The 18,276-nt window shown below is 61.4% G+C and carries 18 protein-coding genes; 4 read left to right on the forward strand and 14 right to left on the reverse strand.

All coding sequences use genetic code 11. The features are described from left to right. Positions 1-15: 15 nt before the first annotated feature. From GEV02_RS26575 to GEV02_RS26600, 6 genes are all read right to left on the reverse strand, one after another. On the reverse strand, positions 16-744 hold the full coding sequence (locus GEV02_RS26575; protein ID WP_152840914.1) for an ABC transporter ATP-binding protein: 729 nt from the start codon (positions 742-744) through the stop codon (positions 16-18). A gap of 12 nt (positions 745-756) precedes the next feature. Further along, entirely contained in the window at positions 757-2,706 is a 1,950-nt protein-coding gene (locus GEV02_RS26580; protein WP_152840915.1) for a branched-chain amino acid ABC transporter ATP-binding protein/permease, read from the reverse strand. A gap of 3 nt (positions 2,707-2,709) precedes the next feature. Then, positions 2,710-3,600, reverse strand: coding sequence for a branched-chain amino acid ABC transporter permease (locus GEV02_RS26585; RefSeq protein WP_152840916.1), 891 nt, complete (start codon positions 3,598-3,600; stop codon positions 2,710-2,712). 81 nt (positions 3,601-3,681) lie between these two features. After that, a complete protein-coding gene (locus GEV02_RS26590) occupies positions 3,682-4,839 on the reverse strand; it encodes an ABC transporter substrate-binding protein (RefSeq protein WP_152840917.1) in 1,158 nt (385 codons plus the stop codon). A 169-nt stretch (positions 4,840-5,008) separates the two neighbouring features. Next, entirely contained in the window at positions 5,009-5,545 is a 537-nt protein-coding gene (locus GEV02_RS26595; RefSeq protein WP_152840918.1) for a tetratricopeptide repeat protein, read from the reverse strand. 11 nt (positions 5,546-5,556) lie between these two features. Continuing rightward, positions 5,557-7,572: a bifunctional 2',3'-cyclic-nucleotide 2'-phosphodiesterase/3'-nucleotidase gene (locus GEV02_RS26600; RefSeq protein WP_152840919.1), complete on the reverse strand. Its 2,016-nt coding sequence runs from the start codon at positions 7,570-7,572 to the stop codon at positions 5,557-5,559. Between the two features lie 270 nt (positions 7,573-7,842). On the opposite strand from GEV02_RS26600, the gene prfB reads away from it, so the two are divergent. The 4 genes from prfB to GEV02_RS26620 all read left to right on the forward strand — a co-directional run bounded on the left by prfB (position 7,843) and on the right by GEV02_RS26620 (position 11,813). Then, positions 7,843-8,947, forward strand: a protein-coding gene (prfB, locus tag GEV02_RS26605; RefSeq protein ID WP_141753396.1) for a peptide chain release factor 2 whose coding sequence is annotated in 2 segments (ribosomal slippage) — positions 7,843-7,923 and positions 7,925-8,947 — 1,104 coding nt in all. Because the reading frame shifts where the segments join, the coding sequence is not laid out codon by codon here. Beyond that, positions 8,947-9,627, forward strand: coding sequence for an HAD family hydrolase (locus tag GEV02_RS26610; RefSeq protein ID WP_152840920.1), 681 nt, complete (start codon positions 8,947-8,949; stop codon positions 9,625-9,627). Before prfB ends, GEV02_RS26610 begins: the two co-directional genes overlap by 1 nt. Before the next feature lie 26 nt (positions 9,628-9,653). Further along, the gene (gene lysS, locus GEV02_RS26615) at positions 9,654-11,183 is read left to right on the forward strand and encodes a lysine--tRNA ligase (RefSeq protein ID WP_152840921.1); all 1,530 of its coding nucleotides are present in this window, start codon (positions 9,654-9,656) and stop codon (positions 11,181-11,183) included. A 156-nt stretch (positions 11,184-11,339) separates the two neighbouring features. Further along, a complete protein-coding gene (locus tag GEV02_RS26620; protein WP_152840922.1) occupies positions 11,340-11,813 on the forward strand; it encodes a hypothetical protein in 474 nt (157 codons plus the stop codon). On the opposite strand, the gene GEV02_RS26625 is transcribed toward GEV02_RS26620, so the two are convergent. The 8 genes from GEV02_RS26625 to ppnN form a co-directional block, all read right to left on the reverse strand. Then, positions 11,810-12,562, reverse strand: coding sequence for an AraC family transcriptional regulator (locus tag GEV02_RS26625; protein ID WP_152840923.1), 753 nt, complete (start codon positions 12,560-12,562; stop codon positions 11,810-11,812). The two genes, GEV02_RS26620 and GEV02_RS26625, sit on opposite strands and share 4 nt — an antisense overlap. Positions 12,563-12,609: 47 nt before the next feature. Next, the gene (locus tag GEV02_RS26630; RefSeq protein ID WP_152840924.1) at positions 12,610-13,059 is read right to left on the reverse strand and encodes an ester cyclase; all 450 of its coding nucleotides are present in this window, start codon (positions 13,057-13,059) and stop codon (positions 12,610-12,612) included. A gap of 126 nt (positions 13,060-13,185) precedes the next feature. After that, positions 13,186-13,662 (reverse strand): DUF3828 domain-containing protein, encoded by a 477-nt coding sequence (locus tag GEV02_RS26635; RefSeq protein ID WP_152840925.1) that lies wholly within the window; start codon positions 13,660-13,662, stop codon positions 13,186-13,188. Further along, on the reverse strand, positions 13,659-14,021 hold the full coding sequence (locus GEV02_RS26640; protein ID WP_152840926.1) for an NlpC/P60 family protein: 363 nt from the start codon (positions 14,019-14,021) through the stop codon (positions 13,659-13,661). The genes GEV02_RS26635 and GEV02_RS26640 overlap by 4 nt, the downstream gene beginning before the upstream one ends. 157 nt (positions 14,022-14,178) lie before the next feature. Further along, complete coding sequence (locus tag GEV02_RS26645) at positions 14,179-15,582, reverse strand: hypothetical protein (RefSeq protein ID WP_152840927.1); 1,404 nt, start codon at positions 15,580-15,582, stop codon at positions 14,179-14,181. A gap of 82 nt (positions 15,583-15,664) precedes the next feature. Then, the gene (locus tag GEV02_RS26650) at positions 15,665-16,216 is read right to left on the reverse strand and encodes an RDD family protein (RefSeq protein ID WP_152840928.1); all 552 of its coding nucleotides are present in this window, start codon (positions 16,214-16,216) and stop codon (positions 15,665-15,667) included. Between the two features lie 121 nt (positions 16,217-16,337). Further along, positions 16,338-16,766 (reverse strand): GFA family protein, encoded by a 429-nt coding sequence (locus GEV02_RS26655; protein ID WP_152840929.1) that lies wholly within the window; start codon positions 16,764-16,766, stop codon positions 16,338-16,340. 55 nt (positions 16,767-16,821) lie between these two features. Further along, positions 16,822-18,192 carry a nucleotide 5'-monophosphate nucleosidase PpnN gene (gene ppnN, locus GEV02_RS26660; RefSeq protein WP_152840930.1) on the reverse strand — a complete coding sequence of 457 codons (1,371 nt, stop codon included), beginning with the start codon at positions 18,190-18,192 and terminating at the stop codon, positions 16,822-16,824. Between the last annotated feature and the right edge of the window lie 84 nt (positions 18,193-18,276).

Genomic DNA, 18,276 nt, shown 5'->3' on the forward strand with positions numbered 1-18,276 from the left:
TATTTTGATAGTTGATTAATGCCCCTGACCTCCGCCGAGGTAGGCGGCGATCACTTTCGGGTCGGTTTTGAGGCTTTCTGCGGGCCCGTGGACTGATATCGTGCCATTTTCCAGCACGTAGCCGTAGTCCGCCACGTTCAGCGCGGCGGCGGCGAACTGCTCCACCAGCAGCATCGTCACGCCCTCCGATTTCAGGCGCGATATGATCTTGAACACTTCTTCGACCAGTATCGGCGCCAGGCCCATCGACGGTTCGTCCAGCAGTATCACCTCCGGATTGAGCATGACGGCGCGCGCCATCGCCAGCATCTGCTGCTCGCCGCCGGACAGGGTGCCGGCCAACTGGGTCTGGCGCTCCTTCAGGCGCGGGAACAGTTCCAGCGCCTTTTCCAGGTCGTGCTTGATGTCGCCCCTGGGCCGCGCCCGCGTGAAGCGCGGGAAGGCGCCCAGCAGCAGGTTGTCGGTCACCGTCATCGAGGCGAACACGCGCCGCCCTTCCGGCGAATGCGCCAGGCCGGCGCGCGCGATCTTGTGCGAGTCGGCGCCGGTGATGTCCTTGCCGTCCAGCGTGACGGTGCCGCCCTTCGGTTTGAGCATGCCGGAGATGGCGCGCATGGTGGTGGTCTTGCCGGCGCCGTTGGAGCCGATCAGCGTCACCAGCTTGCCCTTCGGGACATCGAGCGAGATGCCGTGCAGGACTTCGACTTTGCCGTATGACGCTTGCAGATTGGAGATCGATAGCATGTGCTGTCCTCGTTAATGCGCCGCAGGCGCTTTGGTGCCGCCATGTTCTTCGCCACTGCCGCCCAGATAGGCTTCGATCACCTTGGCGTCGCTTTGCACCGCGGCCGGCACGCCTTCGGCGATCTTCTGGCCGAAGTCCAGCACCGTCACCGTGTCGGACAAGGCCATCACCACGTCCATGTGGTGCTCGATCAGGATGATGGTGATGCCGTGGTCGCGGATCTTGCGGATGATGGCCATCAGCTCCTTGATGTCGGGCGCGGTCAGGCCGGCCGCCGGTTCGTCGAGCAGCAGCAGGCGCGGGCTGAGGCCCAGCGCGCGGCCTATCTCCAGCAGGCGCTGTTTGCCGTAAGGGAGATTGCGCGCCTCTTCATCGGCCATCGCCGTCAGGCCGACGAACTCCAGGATGCTGGCGGCCCGCTCGCGGGCGGTGCGTTCCTCGCGCTTGTAGCGCGGCGTTTGCAGCATCACATCCAGCACATTCGATTCGAAGGTGTTGTGCAGGCCGACCAGCACGTTCTCGGTGGCCGTCATCTCGCCGAACAGCTGCACGTTCTGGAAGGTGCGCGCCACGCCGCCCAGCGCGATCTCGGACGGCGTGCGGCCGGAGATCACCGCGCCGGAGAACGATACCTTCCCTGCGGTCGGCTTGTAGATCCCGGTCAGCACGTTCATCATCGTGCTCTTGCCGGAGCCGTTAGGGCCGATCAATCCGTGCACCGATCCCTGCACCACGTTCAGGTCCACCTGGTTGAGCGCCTTCAGGCCGCCGAACTGCATCAGGATCTTGTCGACGCTGAGCAGCGTCTCGCCGGCGTTGCCGCCCTTGGCCCGCGAGAACGGCTCGACGCCGCCGGCCGCCACCGCCTTGGCATGAACGGCGCCTTTGCCCATAAGGCTGAACAGGAAGCCGACGATGCCGTCTTGCAGATAGTAGACCACGAACAGCGTCATCAAGCCGAACACGGTCAGGCGCCAGTCGACGATGTTTTCCAGCTTGTACGAGAACGCCGCCATGCCGATGGTGGCGATCAGTGGCACCATCACGCCGCGCAGCGTCGAGCGTTTTTTGGCCAGCATGAAGGCCGAGCCGATCACGCCCAGCACGGCGGCGGCGGTGGCGATCTTGCGGAACAGTTCAATGTCGGCCAGGAGGCTGGGCAGCATCACCACGATCAGCGCGCCGATCAGCGAACCGGAACGCGTCTTGCGCCCGCCCATGATCACCGCCAGCAGGAACAAAATGGTCAGCTCGAAGTTGTAGGTGTTCGGCGAGATGTACTCCTCCGAATACGCATACAGGCTGCCGGCCAGGCCCGCGAAGCCGGCGCTGATGATGAAGGCGTAGACCTTGTAGCGGTACACCGAAACGCCCATGCAGTCGGAGGCGATCGGGCTGTCGCGCAGCGCCTCGAAGGCGCGGCCCAGGTTCGACTTCAGTATCCGGTGCACGACGATCAGCGAGACCACCATCAGCGCCGCCACCATGTAGTAGTAGCCGACTTCACTGAGCTTCTGGCCGACGATCATCGGCTTGGCGATCTTGATGCCCATCGGGCCTTCGGTCAGGAAGGTCATTTCGTTAATCAGGATCTGGATGATGGTGCCGAAGGCCAGCGTCACCATCGCCAGGTAAGGACCGGTGACGCGCAGGGCCGGCAATGCGAGGATGGCGCCGAACACCGCGGCGCCGGCCACGCTGGCCGGTATCGCGATCCAGAACGGCGCGCCCAGCTTGAACACCATCACGCCGGTGGCATACGAGCCGATGCCGAACAGGCCCGCGTGGCCCAGCGACACCTGCCCCGTGTAGCCGACCACGATGTCCAGCCCGAACAGCAGGATCGCGTAGATCAGGATCGTTTCAAACAAATGGATATAGTACGGATTGGGGATCAGCACCGGATACAGCACCAGCACCGCCAGCCCCACTATGCTCGCCGCGACGATTTTCTTATTCATGGGTCAGACCTTTTTGATGGCGGCTTTGCCGAACAGGCCGGACGGCTTGATCGCCAGCACCAGCAGGAGCAGCAACAATCCCGGTACTTCCTTGTAGCCGGTCGAGATGTAGTAGCCGGTGGTGGTCTCGGCGATGCCCAGTATCAGGCCGCCGACGATGGCGCCCACGCCCGAGGTCAGGCCGCCGATGATGGCCACCGCGAAGGCCTTCAGGCCCAGCGAGGCGCCCATCGTGGCGCCGGTCAGCGTCAGAGGCGCCACCAGCACGCCGGCGAATGCCGCCGTGGCCGACGACAGCGCGTACGAAAACGTGATGACCATGCGGGTGTTAATGCCCATCAGCCCTGCCGCGTCGCGGTCGTTGGCGGTGGCTACCACAGCCTTGCCGTAGATCGATTTGCGGTTGAAGATCTCCACCGCCGCCATGATCGACAGCGCGCCGACGATCACCGCCACCTGCATCGGCTGCACGTTAGCGCCCAGCACCTGGAACGGCGTGGAGCTCAGCGGCGACGGGAAGGTCAGGTCGTCCTTGCCCCAGATATTCTCGGCCACGTTCTTGAAGATGATGGCCAGCGCGATGGTCGACATGATCCAGCCGAATTCGGACTTGATCTTGATCGCCGGCCGCACGCCTATCCATTCGACGAACATGCCTTGCAGCGCGCCGAACACGATCACCAGGGGGATCATCAGCAGGTAGCTCATGTAAGGGCCGCCGTGGATGGTGCCGACCAGGCTAAGCCCGACCAGCGCGCCAAGCATCAGCGATTCGCCCTGGCCGAAATTGAGCGTGCCGGAGGTGGCGAAGGTGAGCTGGTAGCCGAAGGCGATGACGGCGTAGATCATGCCGAGCGCGATGCCGCTGAAGGCCAGTTGCAGGAAGATTTCCATGATAACCACCACTGTAAGGACGACAAGAAAAAGGCCAGGCTTGAATCCTCAAGACTGGCCAGTAACCAATGCGGCGCGAACTTACTTGGCCGGCACTACTTTGCCGTCCTTGACTTCGCCGAAGACGGTGATGTCGGCGGTGATCGCTTCGTGATTGTCTTTGCTGAATGGCTTGCTGTAGGTGGTGACGACGCCGTCGATCTTCTCGTTCAGGCCTTCCAGCGCGGCCTTGACTTTAGGGCCGTCGGTGGAACCGGCCTGCTTGATGGCGGCCGCCAGCAGGTAGATCGAATCGTAGCCCTGCGCCGCCGACACCGCCGACGGCATGCGGCCGCCCGGTGGATTGTAGGCTTTGACGTAGGCGTCGATGAAGGCCTTGCGCTTCGGCGTGTTCGGCTCCTGGATGAAGGTCTGCGGCATGCGGGTGCCATTGCCGTTCTTGCCGGCGTTGTCGATGAAGTTCGCCATCGACAGCGTCCAGCTGCCGATCAGCGGCACTTTCCAGCCCAGTTTTTCCATGCCGTTGGCGATCTGCGCCAGTTCCGGGCCGATACCGTAGGTCAGCACCACTTCGGCGCCGGCCTGCTTGGCCTTCAGCAGCTGGGCCGTCATGTCGACGTCCTTCAGGTTGTACTTCTCGGTGGCGACGGCCTTCAGGCCTTTTTTATCCAGCGCCTTTTCCAGATCCTCGCGACCCAGCTGGCCGTAGTTGGTGGAGTCGGCCAGGATCGCGACCTTCTTGAATTTGCGGTTCTCGACCGCTTCGTGCACGATCATGCCGGACTGGATCTGGTCGTTGGCGGAATTGCGGAAGATGTAGTTTTCAGGCTGGTCGGCGAACTGCTTGGTGACGATGGAGCCGGTGGCGACGTTGTTCATGACCGGGATCTTGGCTTCCTGGTAGAAGCGCTGCGAGGCCAGGGCCACGCCGGTGTTGATGTAGCCGACGGTGGCGGTGACTTTCTCTTTGTTGATCAGTTCCTGGGCGATTTGCACGCCGCGTTCGTTCTTGGCTTCGTCGTCGCGTTCGACCAGCTGGATCTGGCGACCCAGCACGCCGCCCTTGGCGTTGATCTCCGCCACGGCCAGTTTGACGCCGTCGCGCATCGATACGCCCATCGGCGCGGAACCGCCGGTGAACGGACCGGCGACGCCGATCTTGATGGGGTCTGCCGCCATGGAAGAAGCCGAGAAACCGAGTGCAATGCCTGCTACGAGCAATTTCAACTTAAAGTTCATCTGTGATCTCCTGTTTACAACGTTTTTTATAGTAGTACCCCATCGATGGGCCATTGTAGGTGAGTAGATCGGCAGCAGCAACACATAGATGTGCGGCATCGCAGCAAGCCAAAAATGGCCTGCCGCTTGTAAGCAAGTAGTAAGGAAAGCGTGTGTGCGGCGGGTGGAATTACATGCCGGAAGTGCGCTGCGCCAGTGCGCGGTTGGCGAAGCGCATCTGCGTTTCGGACAGCGCTTCGTTGCGGTCGAAGCCCATGGAGCCGTCGCGCAGGCCGATGGCCATCGCCATCACCGCTTCAGGATACTCCAGATCGGCGGCCTTTTCTATCAAATGGCGCGCGGCCTGCTCGTCGCGCTTGACGCCGTCGCCGCTGAGATACAGGTTCGCCAGCGCGAACATCGCCGCCGGCATCTGGCGGCTGGCGGCGAACTTCAGCCAGCGCGCCGCGGCCTTGGCATCGCGCGCGACGGCCATGCCGTTCCGGTACATCATGCCCAGGTAGTAGGCGGCCAGTGGATCGCCGGCCTTGGCGGCGCTGGTGAAGAGCGAGAATGCTTTCGGCAAATCGACGGCTACGCCGGAGCCGCCGCGCAGGTACAGGCGCGCTTCGTCGACAGGTCCGACCGGTCCGGCCGCAGCAAAGCCCGCGACACCGCCCACCGCAACCAGTACCAGCTTCGCCAGCATTTTCCGCACTTGCTTCATGCGCCCTCCGTTCATTTCGACAAATCGATGGCGTACAGGGCCAAGCCCTTGCCGCCGCCATCATCCGTTTTAATCTGCGAGACCGACTTCAGGCCGGCCTCCCTTGCCAGGTCCAGCATGTCCGGCGCCGAGTGGAACACCACCGCACCCTTGGTCGCCACCGGCGCGAACCGCCAGCTGCGCGTGGAGCCGTTGCGCGCGCGGGTGACGTTCTTCTGCTGCTGGATGTAGGCGATCAGCACATCGCGGCTGGCGTCCGGCGAGGCCAGGATGGTCTTGCTGCCGTCCAGCCCCGGGAACGCCCCGCCGCCGCTGGCGCGGTAGTTATTGGTCGCGACCAGGAATTCCTGCGACGCCGGCAACGCCGCGCCACGATACTGCAGCGCCGTGATGCGCTGGCCGGCCGGCTTGGTGACGTCGATCTGGTAGCTAACATCGGCGCTGCTGAGCACATCGAAGTTGAAGCCGGGGACCGCCGTGTTGACCAGCTCCTGCTGCGCGCTGCTGGCCGGATCGATGCGGTTGAAGCGCTCGGCCGCCTTTTCCAGCCAGGCTTTCAGGCCCGCGCCGTCCACCTTCACCACGTGCAGCGCGTTCGGGTACAGATACAGGTCGGCGACGTTGTTCAGCGCCAGGCCGCCGGACTTGACGTCCGTGTAGTCGCCCGCGCCGGCGGCGCCGGCCTTGAACGGCGACGCCATCGACAGCACCGGCAGCGCCGCGTACTGCGGCAGGTTGGCCTTGACGTAGTTCTGCACATAGGCGGTCTGCGCCTGGTTCACCAGTTGAATGGCGCTGATGTCGCCGACGTCGGCGAAATAGGTCGTCATGCGGAAGTCGCTGCTGCCGACCGGCGTCTTGACGTAGCCGATGGTGGCCTCGTGCTCGGCCGCGACCAGCGGGGCGACGGCCGGATCGGCGGCGACGTAGCTGCCGTCGGCATTGCGCGTGGCGCGCACTTCGACCGTGGTGCGGCGCTTGTCAACCACCCAGGCCTTGCCGTCGTACTTCAGGCGCAGGCCGATCACGCCCAGATGCTTGCCCCACAGGTTGGCCATCACGGCCGGCACGCCGAAGACGGTGCCTTTGGCCTTGTCCACGTTCGGCAGGCTGAATTCAGGCACCTTGCTGGCCGCATCCGGGAACGGCTGGTGCGCGTGGCCTATCATCATCGCGTCCACGCCCGGCACCTGGGCCAGGTAGTAGTTGGCGTTCTCCATCTCCGGCGCATACGGATCGCCATCGAGGCCGCCGTGCGAAATGGCCACCACCAGGTCCGCGCCCTGGGCGCGCATCTGCGGGATGTACTTCTGCGCCGTCTCGCGCACGCCTTCCGCGTAGACCTTCCCTTCCAGCCAGTGCTTATCCCAGGACATCACCACCGTCGGCGCGAAGCCGATGATGCCGACCTTGATCGTGGCCGTCAGCGGCTTGCCATCCGGCCCGGTGGCGCTGATCCGGCGCGTGAGGATGCGGTATGGCTCGAACAGCGGCTGCCGGGTCTTGGCGCTATAGATATTCGCCAGCACGATGGGGAAGCTCGGCCCGGCGCAGCGCGGCGCATCGGCGGCCACGCCGTCCACGTCGAAATGGCTGCCGGTCACCTGGTTCAGATAGGCCAGGCCGAAATTGAATTCGTGGTTGCCGATGCCAGCACCGTCCACGCCCAGCAGATTCATGGCCTTGTAGATGGCCAGCGGCTGGCCGCAGGCGACCGGCGCGACCAGCGCCTGGTAGTCGGCCAAGGCCGTGCCCTGGATGGCGTCGCCGTTGTCGAGCAGCAGATTGTTGGGGAATTCGGTGCGGGCCTGCTTGATTAACGTGGCCGTGCGCTCAAAGCCGATCGACGGATCGGCCTTGAGCTTGTAGTAGTCGTAACTGAGGACCGTCGCGTGCAGGTCGGTGGTTTCCAGCAGCGCCAGCGTGGCCTCGGCGCCCACGGGCGTCGGGGTGCCCTGCGGCAGACCGGCACAGCCGAGCAACAAGGAGGGCAACGCGATGGTGAGGCAGCAGACTGCTGGGCGCATGAATGAACTATATTTGAGGTTGCGATTTTTTAGGCAACGGAACTATGCGCGATATCATACGCAGCGAACTTCCTAGCATCAAGAAACTTAAGCCATAGGCGTCGCATTTTATGCTTTTTGTGGCAAAAATGTCAGCATTACGTTTCAATCGGGACGCGGTCCGCCCCGCCCGGACGGCCGCCGGCGCGGCCTCGGCTATTTAGCTGCGAGGGAGCGGCCCGGCTAGGGTATAATCGAAGGTTTGATTTCAGCCTTAGAGAAGAAGAAAACATGGAAGCCGAACGCATCAACGCCCTCTCCGCCCTGCTCGCCGATCTGACCTCGCGCGAAGCCGAACTACGGAGGTATCTTTGACTTCGATAAAAAGTCAGAGAAACTCGAACAAGTAAACGAAGAACTGGAAGACCCGACGGTCTGGAACGACCCGAAAAAGGCCCAGGATCTCGGCAAGGAAAAGAAATCGCTCGAAGCCATCGTCTTCGCGCTGACCAAGGCCGACACCGACCTGAAGGACATGGGCGACCTGTTCGCCATGGCCAAGGAAGAAGGCGACGACGACACGCTGGAAGCGCTGATCGTCGACGCCGAGGACGTGCGCCTGGTCATCGAAGGCATGGAGTTCCGCCGGATGTTCAACAATCCGATGGACCCGAACAACTGCTTCATCGACATCCAGGCCGGCGCCGGCGGCACCGAGGCCCAGGACTGGGCGTCCATGCTGCTGCGCCAGTACCTGCGCTACGCGGAACGCAAGGGCTTCAAGGTTGAAGTCATGGAGCAGTCCGACGGCGAGGTGGCCGGCATCAAGACCGCCACCATCAAGGTCGAAGGCGACTACGCCTACGGCTATCTGCGCACCGAAACCGGCGTCCACCGCCTGGTGCGCAAGTCGCCGTTCGACTCGGCCAACGGCCGCCATACCTCGTTCACTTCGCTGTTCGTGTACCCGGAAGTGGATGACTCGATCGACATCGAGATCAATCCGGCCGACCTGCGCATCGATACCTACCGCGCATCGGGCGCCGGTGGTCAGCACATTAACAAAACCGACTCCGCAGTGCGTCTGACGCACGGCCCGTCCGGCATCGTGGTTCAGTGCCAGAACGACCGCTCGCAGCACCGCAACAAGGCCGAGGCGATGGAAATGCTGAAGGCCAAGCTGTACGAGATGGAACTGCGCAAGCGCATGAGCGAGCAGCAGAAACTGGAAGACTCCAAGACCGACGTCGGCTGGGGCCATCAGATCCGCTCCTATGTGCTGGACCAGTCCCGCATCAAGGACTTGCGCACCAACTTCGAGACCGGCAACACCAAGGGCGTGCTGGACGGCGACCTGGACGACTTCATCTCGGCATCGCTGAAGCAAGGCGTCTGATGAGCATCTCGAATTCGCAGCGCGCGTTCATCTTCGACATGGACGGCACCATCGTCGACAACATGGCCTTCCACACCAAATCGTGGCTGGCCTTCTTCGCCCGTCGCGGTCACGACCTCGACGCCGACGAATTCTTCCGCGCCACCGCCGGACGCCAGGGCCATGAAATCATGAGCAAGTACCTGGGCCAGCCGGTGACCAAGGAGGAAGGCGCCGCGCTCGACTTCGAGAAGGAATCGCTGTACCGCGAGCTGTACGCACCGCACCTGGCGGCGGTGAACGGCTTCGTGGACTTCATCGCCCGCGCCAAAAGCGCAGGCGTCAAGCTGGCCGTGGCCACCGCCGCGCCGAATGAAAATATCGACTTTACGCTCGATGGCCTGGACCTGCGCAAGCAGTTCGACGCCATCGCCGGCGCGGCCGACGTTGCACATGGCAAGCCGGCGCCGGACGTGTTCCTGCTTGCAGCGCAACGCAGCGGCGCCCTGCCCGCCAACAGCATCGTGTTCGAAGACGCGCCGCTGGGCGTGGAAGCGGCACGCCGCGCCGGCATGCGCGCGGTGGTGCTGACCACCACCCTGCCGGCCGAAGCCTTCGCCGAATTCGACAACGTCATCGCCGTCGTGCGCGACTTCAGCGAGCTGGATGTGGAAGAGCTCTTCGCATCCGCCACCAACTAATCATCACCTCAACAAAAGAACAGACCATGACTACGGATCTTCAAGAACAAGCAGCAGCGCCGGACGAAAACAAGATCATCGCCGAGCGCCGCGCCAAGCTGGCCGCCATCCGCGAACAAGGCGTCGCCTTCCCGAACGACTTCAAGCCTCAGCATAAAGCCGCCGACCTGCACGCGCAGTACGGTGAGAAGTCGCGCGAAGAGCTGGAAGCCGCACCAGTCACCGTGGTGCTGGCCGGCCGCATGATGCTCAAGCGCGAAGCCGGCAAGAAGGCTGCTTTCGCCACGCTGCAGGATTCGTCCGGCCTTAAAGCCGATGGCCGCATCCAGATCTACGCCACGCTGGACCTGACCGGCGAAGCCGCGATGGCCGCGCTGCACCACTACGACCTGGGCGATATCCTGGGCGTGGTGGGCACGCTGTTCAAGACCAAGACCGACGAGCTGACCATCAAGGTGTCGGAACTGCGCCTGATTACCAAGTCGCTGCGCCCGCTGCCGGACAAATTCCACGGCCTGGCCGATCAGGAAACCAAGTACCGTCAGCGCTACGTCGATCTGATCATGAACGAAGAAACGCGCCGCACCTTCAAGGCGCGTACCGCCGCGATCTCGTCGATGCGCCGCTTCATGGAAAAGAACGAATTCATGGAAGTGGAAACGCCGATGCTGCACGCCATTCCAGGCGGCGCCGCGGCCAAGCCATTCATCACCCACCACAACGCGCTGGACATGCAGATGTTCCTGCGTATCGCGCCTGAGCTGTACCTGAAGCGCTTGGTGGTCGGTGGTTTCGACCGCGTGTTCGAGATCAACCGCAACTTCCGTAATGAAGGCGTGTCGGTCCGTCACAATCCTGAATTCACGATGATGGAATTCTACGCGGCCTACACCGATTACCACTGGCTGATGGACTTCACCGAAGCGATCATCCGCCAGGCCGCGATCGACGCGCACGGCACCGCGACGCTGACCTACGGCGGCCGCGAGCTGGATCTGGCCAAGCCGTTCCACCGCCTGACCATCGTTGAAGCAATCAACAAGTACGCGCCGGGCTACACGCCTGAGCAGCTGACCGACGTTGAGTTCATCAAGAAGGAACTGCTGAAGTTCGGCGTCAAGCCGTTCGCCACCGCAGGCCTGGGCGCGCTGCAACTGGCGCTGTTCGAGGAAACCGCTGAAGCGCAGCTGTGGGAACCGACCTACATCATCGACTATCCGGTTGAAGTGTCGCCGCTGGCCCGTGCTTCGGATACCCGCGAAGGCATCACCGAGCGCTTCGAGCTGTTCATGGTCGGCCGCGAGATCGCCAACGGTTTCTCCGAGTTGAACGATGCGGAAGACCAGTCGGCCCGCTTCCTGTCGCAGGTTGCGGCCAAGGACGCAGGCGATGAAGAGGCGATGTTCTACGACGCCGACTACATCCGCGCGCTGGAATACGGCATGCCACCAGCCGGCGGTTGCGGCATCGGCATCGATCGTCTGATGATGATTATCACCGACTCGCCGAACATCCGCGACGTGCTGCTGTTCCCGCACCTGCGCCGCGAAGAGTAATCAAGCCAAAGCCGCTCACTGAGCGGCTTTTTTTTGCCCCGCTATATGGCCCAGCTAACAGATGGGACGCACCTTCTCATCTAAGCTGCAGTATAAGTTGCCAGCCCAGCGCGGCCCGGCGCTTTAAATAGCTTTCACCTATAGGGGTTCGTCAAGATGACATTCCGCAGCCTGATTTCCTCCGCGCTGATAGGCGCCGTCGCCAGCGCGCGTTCCATGACGCCGATGGCCACCATCGCTGCGGCCCGCCTGGCCGACCGTGGCACACCCGGCAAACTATTCCTTCTGGATCGCCCGCTGTTTAAATTTGGCGCGTTGGCCATGGGAGCCGGGGAACTCCTCGGCGACAAGATGAAGAGCGCGCCGGATCGCACTGTTTTTCTTGGACTGACGGCGCGCATCGCCAGCGCAGGGATTGCCGGCGCGGCCCTGGCGCCAGAAGGACAAGAAAAAGCCGGCGCGGCAATCGCCGTCGCCACTGCGGTGCCGCTTGCCTACCTGACGCTCGCCGGCCGCAAGCAGGCCATGGCGCGCATCGGCCAGACGCGCAGCGGGTTGATCGAAGATGCGCTGATCGTCGCAGCAGGTATTGCGATTGTGGCGCTGGCCACGAGACCGAATCGCGACTAGTTCGCTACCAGCCGCCGCCTGTACTGGGTTGGCGTTTCGCCCATGATCTGGCGGAACGCCTGCGCGAACATGCTGGCGCTGGAGAAGCCGGTTTCGTGCGCGATCCGCGCCACCTGGTCGCCTGACATGGCCAGCCGCTCCGTCGCCTTGACGATGCGGGCGCGCTGCACGAATTCGGACCAGCCCATGTTGAACTCGTCGGTGAAGCGCCGCGACAGCGTACGCTCGGATGTAATCGCCGCCTTGGCCACGTCCGAAAAATTCAACGTTTCCCCGAGGTGGGCAAGCGTATAAATCACCGCCCGATTCAGCTCCGCCGTACGCGCGCGTGGAAACCACAAGTCTTCTGCGCAGGCGGCGGCTTCACCGACGACGCCGGCCAGCGCGGCAAAAAATGTTTGCGAGCTGCCGTCCAATCCCGCTTGCCGCTCATCCCAGCGCGTCGCATGCTGGATCATTTCCCCGATCAATGGCGTGACCCGGAACACCTGGCACGGCAGCGCAGGCGTGGCGATGCATCCCGGCGCGAACAGCACCGAGGCCGATGTGGCGGCGGCATGGCTAAGAATGCGGATCGGCGTACCCGCCTGAATCAGCGCCGCACGATGCGGAGGCAGCAGCCAGCTGCGCTCTGCCACGTCCAGGTGAAAGGCTCCGGCCGCGGCATACAGCAGATAGGTTTGCTCGAAAACACGCTCACCGGTATCAAAGGGCTCATCGAACCGCTTGGGGTAAGCGAAGGAAATCATGGCGCCTCGTTGAATAGTGTCGGCGGATTATACGTCACGAAGACGGTCTACTTCACCGCGCAGGCGCCGGGCGCCGCCGCCAGCGCCGGCTGCAATTGGCGCAGCAAGCCGGCCGTGTCGAACAGCGCCCAGTGTTCGGCGATGCGGCCATCGGCGATACGGAAGGTACGATATTGCGTGACGTCGATCGCATTGCCGGTGGCGGCGATGTCGCGAAACTGGCCCGTGTGCCGGGCCGTGACCCGGAGCCGGACGATGACCATGTCGTGCTGCGCCACGCACTGCTCGATCACATGCGCGGCGCCGCTGAAGGCGGACGAAAAGATGCGCACCATGTTGGCGTGACCGCTCCTGTCTGCGGATGTGTAGGCGTGGTCGACAAACCCGGCGCCGACGAATGCATCGATCCGGTCGGGATTGCCTTCGGCCCAGACGGCCTGCATGAAATCGGCGACGAGGGTGGCGTTGGGTTCGAGTGGCGGCGTGATGGCTGGCATATGCTTCTTTCATGTGAGTCGAGACAGGGACTTCATGATAGAAAACGCCACCGCCGGACGATAGGCAGTTGATGCCAAATGCTGTCGGTTTTACGCCAATCGTTAAGCCAAGTTTATTGCCCAATCTCACCGGGAAGCTGTTAGAAGCTGAACGCCTTGAATTTTCCAGATGCCGTCTTCCCTTGTAAGGACGACGGAGAGCTTCCGGCTGGTTTGGCTGTCCGCTCCAAGCTGTAGCGCTACCAACGCTTTATCACCGTCTACTACAGCCTTGCCAGCGACCACGTTACGCGTCCAATCATCGGAATAATCCTGTGCTTTAATAAAATAATCCTCATCTAGTCCTTCATCGCTGCGCATGCGCCTCCGAATTTCACGAACCAGGGAATTGGAAACGTACTTTGATATCTTCACTCGGTCATCAGAGAGCGGCTCACGACCGGTAGCGAGTGAATGCAGATACCATCTATAAAATTCGGATACCGTCTGTTCTGCGGCCTGCGAAGCGGCGGCCGCCACCTGACTCCAGCAGATGAGCAGTGCCAGGACTACCGAGAACGCGACGCCCTGGATTGTTCTGAGGTGGCTAAATGGCGTCTTCATGGATGACGATAGATCGCAAACGCTGGTTTGAATTTCCGATACGATTCGCTTGGATAGAACCCACTGCGCTGTTTAAAATCGGATACCCATTTCGCACCGTCATACATCGCCACATGTCCATGACTATGGCCTGCAATCGGCTGTATCACTACGACATCACCGGCATTGAGTATCGTGGTCTCTACAACTGCAAAACCCGCAGCGATAAGGTTCTCACCGTAATCCTTTGCCGATGCATGTCGATGCAAACGCACACCGCCCGCTTCGATAGCCTTTCTGACGTACGCTGCGCATTTTCCATGACTAGCTGAACGAGCATGCTTATCGAGATAAGCCACTGCAACTTTCGTGTCCCACATAGACCCTCCGCGCCGTAAACATCGTCCGGTCACGCGGACGAGAAATTGGGAGGTTCAATGTAGCAGTGGCTAGGCTTCGCACCACGAGGTTGCTCAACATTACGAATAGTAAGCCAATATTTCTCGAAAGGGTACGACAAACCAAATCGCGAAGTGGTCACTGCGAGCGGGAGAGATCGCCCCGATACTGGGTTTGAATGATCGTACTGCCGTTTTCCGCAGCCAAAAACGATATCACCAAATCCGGCAGCACAAACATCGTCTCGCCCGGCCTGGGATTGCGTAGCCTCTTTCCCAACCAATCGTCGTAGGTGCTTTTTATATTGAGGCGTGACTTGAGCAGGCCATCGCAATCCCTGTCGCCATCGCTCGACTTTGCGCATTGATCGGAACGCACAAACGGAATTTTACGGCTCTCCAGCCGCTTCACGTATTCGGCAGCGGCCTGCCCCGGTGCTGCATCGGTATACAAAAGATAACCGCTGTTGTTCCAGTACGAAGTGCCATACACCAGCAGTTTGACATTGCCGCCAAATGCCCGCATCGGCTCGGATGGCGCATAAGCAAAGGGCATCGCTTCGTCACGCGGCTCCGCTTTCGCCGCTTCGGCTCTGCTGGCCTGATGCCAGTTAGTCAGGCAGTAGGCGTCAGCCGCGGTGAAGCAGCTGCGGTAACCGATCCGCTCACTAAGAAAAATCTCTTCAGCCGGATTGGCCGCCGCGCGCTGCGCCGGGGCCACAGGCTTGGCCGCCCATTTGCCATTGCTGTCCCGCTGCCACGTATAAGTGGCGTTGAACCAGGACCAGACACGTTCGTACGGATTGACATCGGCGCCGGGCCGGGGCGGCAGTTCGACACGCGGGATCGGAATGGGATCGCGCCTCTCGCCGGTCTGATCGACCACCATCACGAACGTCGGCGCATCCATGCTATCGACATACGCAAACGACTGCTCGTCGGGGGATATGGCAGCCAGCGTATAGGCTTCGAGGCGATAGCGCAGGTCGGCCAGGTGCGGCAGCACCTTGAGCTTCATCGGAAATACGCTGAGCAGGAAGCCCGGCGTCATCGCGCGAGGGAAATACCTGACGCCCTGGCGCCAGGGGTAGCCATAGCGGAAGCCTTCGGTGGTCAGTCGCCGGGTATCGTCCCGGGACATGTCCCCCTGCTCTATGCGCTCGACGACCGGCTTGCCAGCCGCTTCATGGATCAGGAACTCCCGCCAGTCGTCGACATAAGATTCGGCAAAGAAGGTCGGCGTATCCAGCCCTGGCCAGGGCTCGATCTGCCTGGCCTCTTTGACGACGATTTTATCGCGATGGATCAGGCGCAGGTAACTGTTGCGCCCCGACGAAAAATAGCTGCCGCCACCGTCCGAGTATTCGATGGACAGCCTGGTAAATTCGCCATAGCGGGTGGCCTCCGTGACCGTCTCGCCGTTAAACAGCGTTTTGACGTAGATGCCTTCAGGCTTGCGGGGCGAGGTGCCGAAACAGCCGGCGAACAGGCACGCGACCAGCACCACAAGGCCAAGCAGCTTAACAAGTCGGGAGGTAGTCATTCGGGGCGATTTTCTGTGATTGCCATTTTCGCCACTCTAGCGCATGACTTAAAAAGGCCTCGCCCGATTGACATGTCGCCTTTCAGGGAGCGTAGATAACCACTGTTCCAGCCATAAAATCGTGCGGTGCGCGCCGGCGTTTATTGGTCAGCGTGATAATCGACTCGCCCCAGATCCAGATGTTCGACAAAATAGTGACGAGGCCACACCAGGCCGGCGCCAGTTGGTCTATTTTTGAGGAACGCTCCAGAACTCCGAGCGCATAGTAATCCGCCTCGGGCATTTTCATTGTCGCGATCACCGTTGCCGCCGAAGCTGCGGCGCCAAGCATGAACGATACGGAATAACGCAGCACCGCCTGCTGGTAATCGACCGGTCGGCCATCGACGCTGACGATCCGCAGTCCAAGCAGCACCTTGCCGGGTGTGCCGCCATACCTCTTCACCATGTAGATGTTGAACCACAGGCCAACGCCCAGCATCAGGACAGGCTCAATCAATGCAAACGTTTTATATTGTTGTTCAATCCAAAACACGAGGCCAATTAAGGGCAACATGAAAAAGAAATCGACGAATTGTGCTGAAATTCTTTTGCGGAATCCCGCGTACTGCATGGGTTGATTCGGGTAAGTCATGTGCTCGCGCCAGCCGGAATGGGAAGCGCCTGATTATCAAGGTCGCGTAGTGTAGCGAATCGAAGCCCATGGAAATGCACGGATTGTCACAGCTAACCGTCAGACATGTAGAGGTATACTACTACTGCGAAAGCTCCGGGCCGTCCCAGCCCTCCAGATACTTGGTCAGCGCATCGGAGACATCGATGATGCGATGCCGGTAAAAGAGATGCATGGTCGGACTCAGATTCCCCGGCAGCACCCCGCCCGATGCACGCGCCACCAGGGCGTTGGGCACAACCCGCATGTCGAGCCGATTCGTGCCGAACAGCGTTTCACCGCATCCGGCGCAAAATGCCCGCGACAACTGCTTGGTCGGGTGTGCGAACGTGACGGCTTCGCCCTTCGCGATGCGCACGGCGGATGCCGGCCACGCCGTCGCCGACAGCATCGGCGTTCCGTAGAAATCGCGGCATGAGCCGCAATGGCAGTTCGCCCGCGCTGCCGGCTCGCCGCTCAGCTCAATATGCACAGCGCCGCACAGGCACTGGATGGAAATTGGTTCGGCCATGATCGCCTGAAGATGTCCGGCGTCCGCGCGGGCTGCATGCGGACGCCGGTTGATGTTACTGGATCACCCGATAGCAAGGCGTGTACTGCTTGCCCGCCAGCTTCATGCGATGCTGCGATACGAAGGACGCCAGCAGCGCATCCATCGGCCCCATGATCCCCTTGTCGCCGTGGATTTCGAAGTGACCGAACTTCTCGATCGCGCGGATTCCCTCATCCTTGACGTTACCCGCCACCACGCCCGAAAACGCCCGGCGCAGATTCGCCGCCAGCAGGTGCACTTCCTGGTTCTTGTGCAGGCTCAGGTTGCGCATGTTCTCGTGCGTCGGCGCGAACGGATGCTGGAATTCCTGGTCGATCTTCAGGCCCCAATTGTAGTAGTAGGCATCGCTGCGGGATTTGCGGAACTCGCGCACCTGCTTGATCCCCGCCTGCATCTCGCGCGCCACCAGCTCAGGATCGTCGATGATGATCTTGTAGCGCTGCTGCGCCTCTGGGCCCAGCGTATCGTGGATGAACTGGTTGATCTGCACGAAATACTCGCGCGAGGTCTCAGGCCCCGTGAACACCAGCGGGAACGGAATGTCGGCGTTATCCGGATGCAGCAGGATGCCCAGTATATAAAGGATCTCCTCGGCCGTCCCCGCGCCGCCTGGGAACACGACGATGCCATGGCCGGTGCGTACGAAGGCCTCCAACCGCTTCTCGATATCCGGCATGATTACCAGCTCGTTGACGATGGGGTTGGGCGATTCCGCCGCGATGATGCCCGGCTCCGTGATCCCCAGGTAGCGTCCCTTGTGCAAGCGCTGCTTGGCGTGGCCGATGGTGGCGCCCTTCATCGGGCCCTTCATCGCGCCCGGGCCGCAGCCGGTGCAGATGTCCAGGTCGCGCAAGCCCATTTGATAACCGACTTCCTTCGAGTAGTTATACTCGGCGCGGTTGATCGAATGCCCGCCCCAGCACACCACCAGATTAGGATTGAGCATGGGCTTGAGCACCCCGGCGTTGCGCAGGATGTGGAACACCGAGTCGGTGATGCCTTCGGTGCTGCCCATGTCGAACTTAGGATTGTCGCTCACCTCATTGCTGACGAAGACGATATCGCGCAGCACCGCGAACAGGTGTTCGTGGATCCCCTTGATCATCTTGCCGTCGACGAAAGCGATCGCCGGCGCCCCCTTGATATCGAGCTTGATGCCGCGCTCGCGCTGCACAATGCTGATCTCAAACGACTTGTATCGTTCCAGTAGTTCCTTTCCATCGTCGATCGTGCTGCCGCAATTGAGCACCGCCAGTGCGCAATTGCGGAAGATGTTATAGAGGCCGCCCTGGCTAGTGTCGAGCAGCTTGTTCACTTCCGCCTTCGAAAGCACTTCCAGATGGCCTTCGGGTGAAATCAGGGTATCGACAACGTCATGTTCCATGATGCGTAAATCCTTATTCAAATTCGATGCATTCCGATGCATTACAGGTAAGCCTGCAGTGCCAATATACGACAAACCGGAAGA

It is taken from the genome of Rugamonas aquatica, from assembly GCF_009380215.1.
Classification (GTDB): domain Bacteria; phylum Pseudomonadota; class Gammaproteobacteria; order Burkholderiales; family Burkholderiaceae_D; genus Rugamonas; species Rugamonas aquatica_B.

What these genes read in the sequence shown, in the direction of transcription:
- GEV02_RS26590 (WP_152840917.1), bottom strand. Translation starts at nt 4,839, where the DNA reads ATGAACTTTAAGTTGAAATTGCTCGTAGCAGGCATTGCACTCGGTTTC.
- GEV02_RS26655 (WP_152840929.1), bottom strand. Translation starts at nt 16,766, where the DNA reads ATGGCCGAACCAATTTCCATCCAGTGCCTGTGCGGCGCTGTGCATATT.
- GEV02_RS26600 (WP_152840919.1), bottom strand. Translation starts at nt 7,572, where the DNA reads ATGCGCCCAGCAGTCTGCTGCCTCACCATCGCGTTGCCCTCCTTGTTG.
- GEV02_RS26650 (WP_152840928.1), bottom strand. Translation starts at nt 16,216, where the DNA reads ATGACTTACCCGAATCAACCCATGCAGTACGCGGGATTCCGCAAAAGA.
- GEV02_RS26630 (WP_152840924.1), bottom strand. Translation starts at nt 13,059, where the DNA reads ATGCCAGCCATCACGCCGCCACTCGAACCCAACGCCACCCTCGTCGCC.
- lysS (WP_152840921.1), top strand. Translation starts at nt 9,654, where the DNA reads ATGACTACGGATCTTCAAGAACAAGCAGCAGCGCCGGACGAAAACAAG.
- GEV02_RS26595 (WP_152840918.1), bottom strand. Translation starts at nt 5,545, where the DNA reads ATGAAGCAAGTGCGGAAAATGCTGGCGAAGCTGGTACTGGTTGCGGTG.
- GEV02_RS26640 (WP_152840926.1), bottom strand. Translation starts at nt 14,021, where the DNA reads ATGTGGGACACGAAAGTTGCAGTGGCTTATCTCGATAAGCATGCTCGT.
- GEV02_RS26625 (WP_152840923.1), bottom strand. Translation starts at nt 12,562, where the DNA reads ATGATTTCCTTCGCTTACCCCAAGCGGTTCGATGAGCCCTTTGATACC.
- GEV02_RS26610 (WP_152840920.1), top strand. Translation starts at nt 8,947, where the DNA reads ATGAGCATCTCGAATTCGCAGCGCGCGTTCATCTTCGACATGGACGGC.
- GEV02_RS26620 (WP_152840922.1), top strand. Translation starts at nt 11,340, where the DNA reads ATGACATTCCGCAGCCTGATTTCCTCCGCGCTGATAGGCGCCGTCGCC.
- GEV02_RS26635 (WP_152840925.1), bottom strand. Translation starts at nt 13,662, where the DNA reads ATGAAGACGCCATTTAGCCACCTCAGAACAATCCAGGGCGTCGCGTTC.
- GEV02_RS26585 (WP_152840916.1), bottom strand. Translation starts at nt 3,600, where the DNA reads ATGGAAATCTTCCTGCAACTGGCCTTCAGCGGCATCGCGCTCGGCATG.
- GEV02_RS26645 (WP_152840927.1), bottom strand. Translation starts at nt 15,582, where the DNA reads ATGACTACCTCCCGACTTGTTAAGCTGCTTGGCCTTGTGGTGCTGGTC.
- GEV02_RS26580 (WP_152840915.1), bottom strand. Translation starts at nt 2,706, where the DNA reads ATGAATAAGAAAATCGTCGCGGCGAGCATAGTGGGGCTGGCGGTGCTG.
- GEV02_RS26575 (WP_152840914.1), bottom strand. Translation starts at nt 744, where the DNA reads ATGCTATCGATCTCCAATCTGCAAGCGTCATACGGCAAAGTCGAAGTC.
- ppnN (WP_152840930.1), bottom strand. Translation starts at nt 18,192, where the DNA reads ATGGAACATGACGTTGTCGATACCCTGATTTCACCCGAAGGCCATCTG.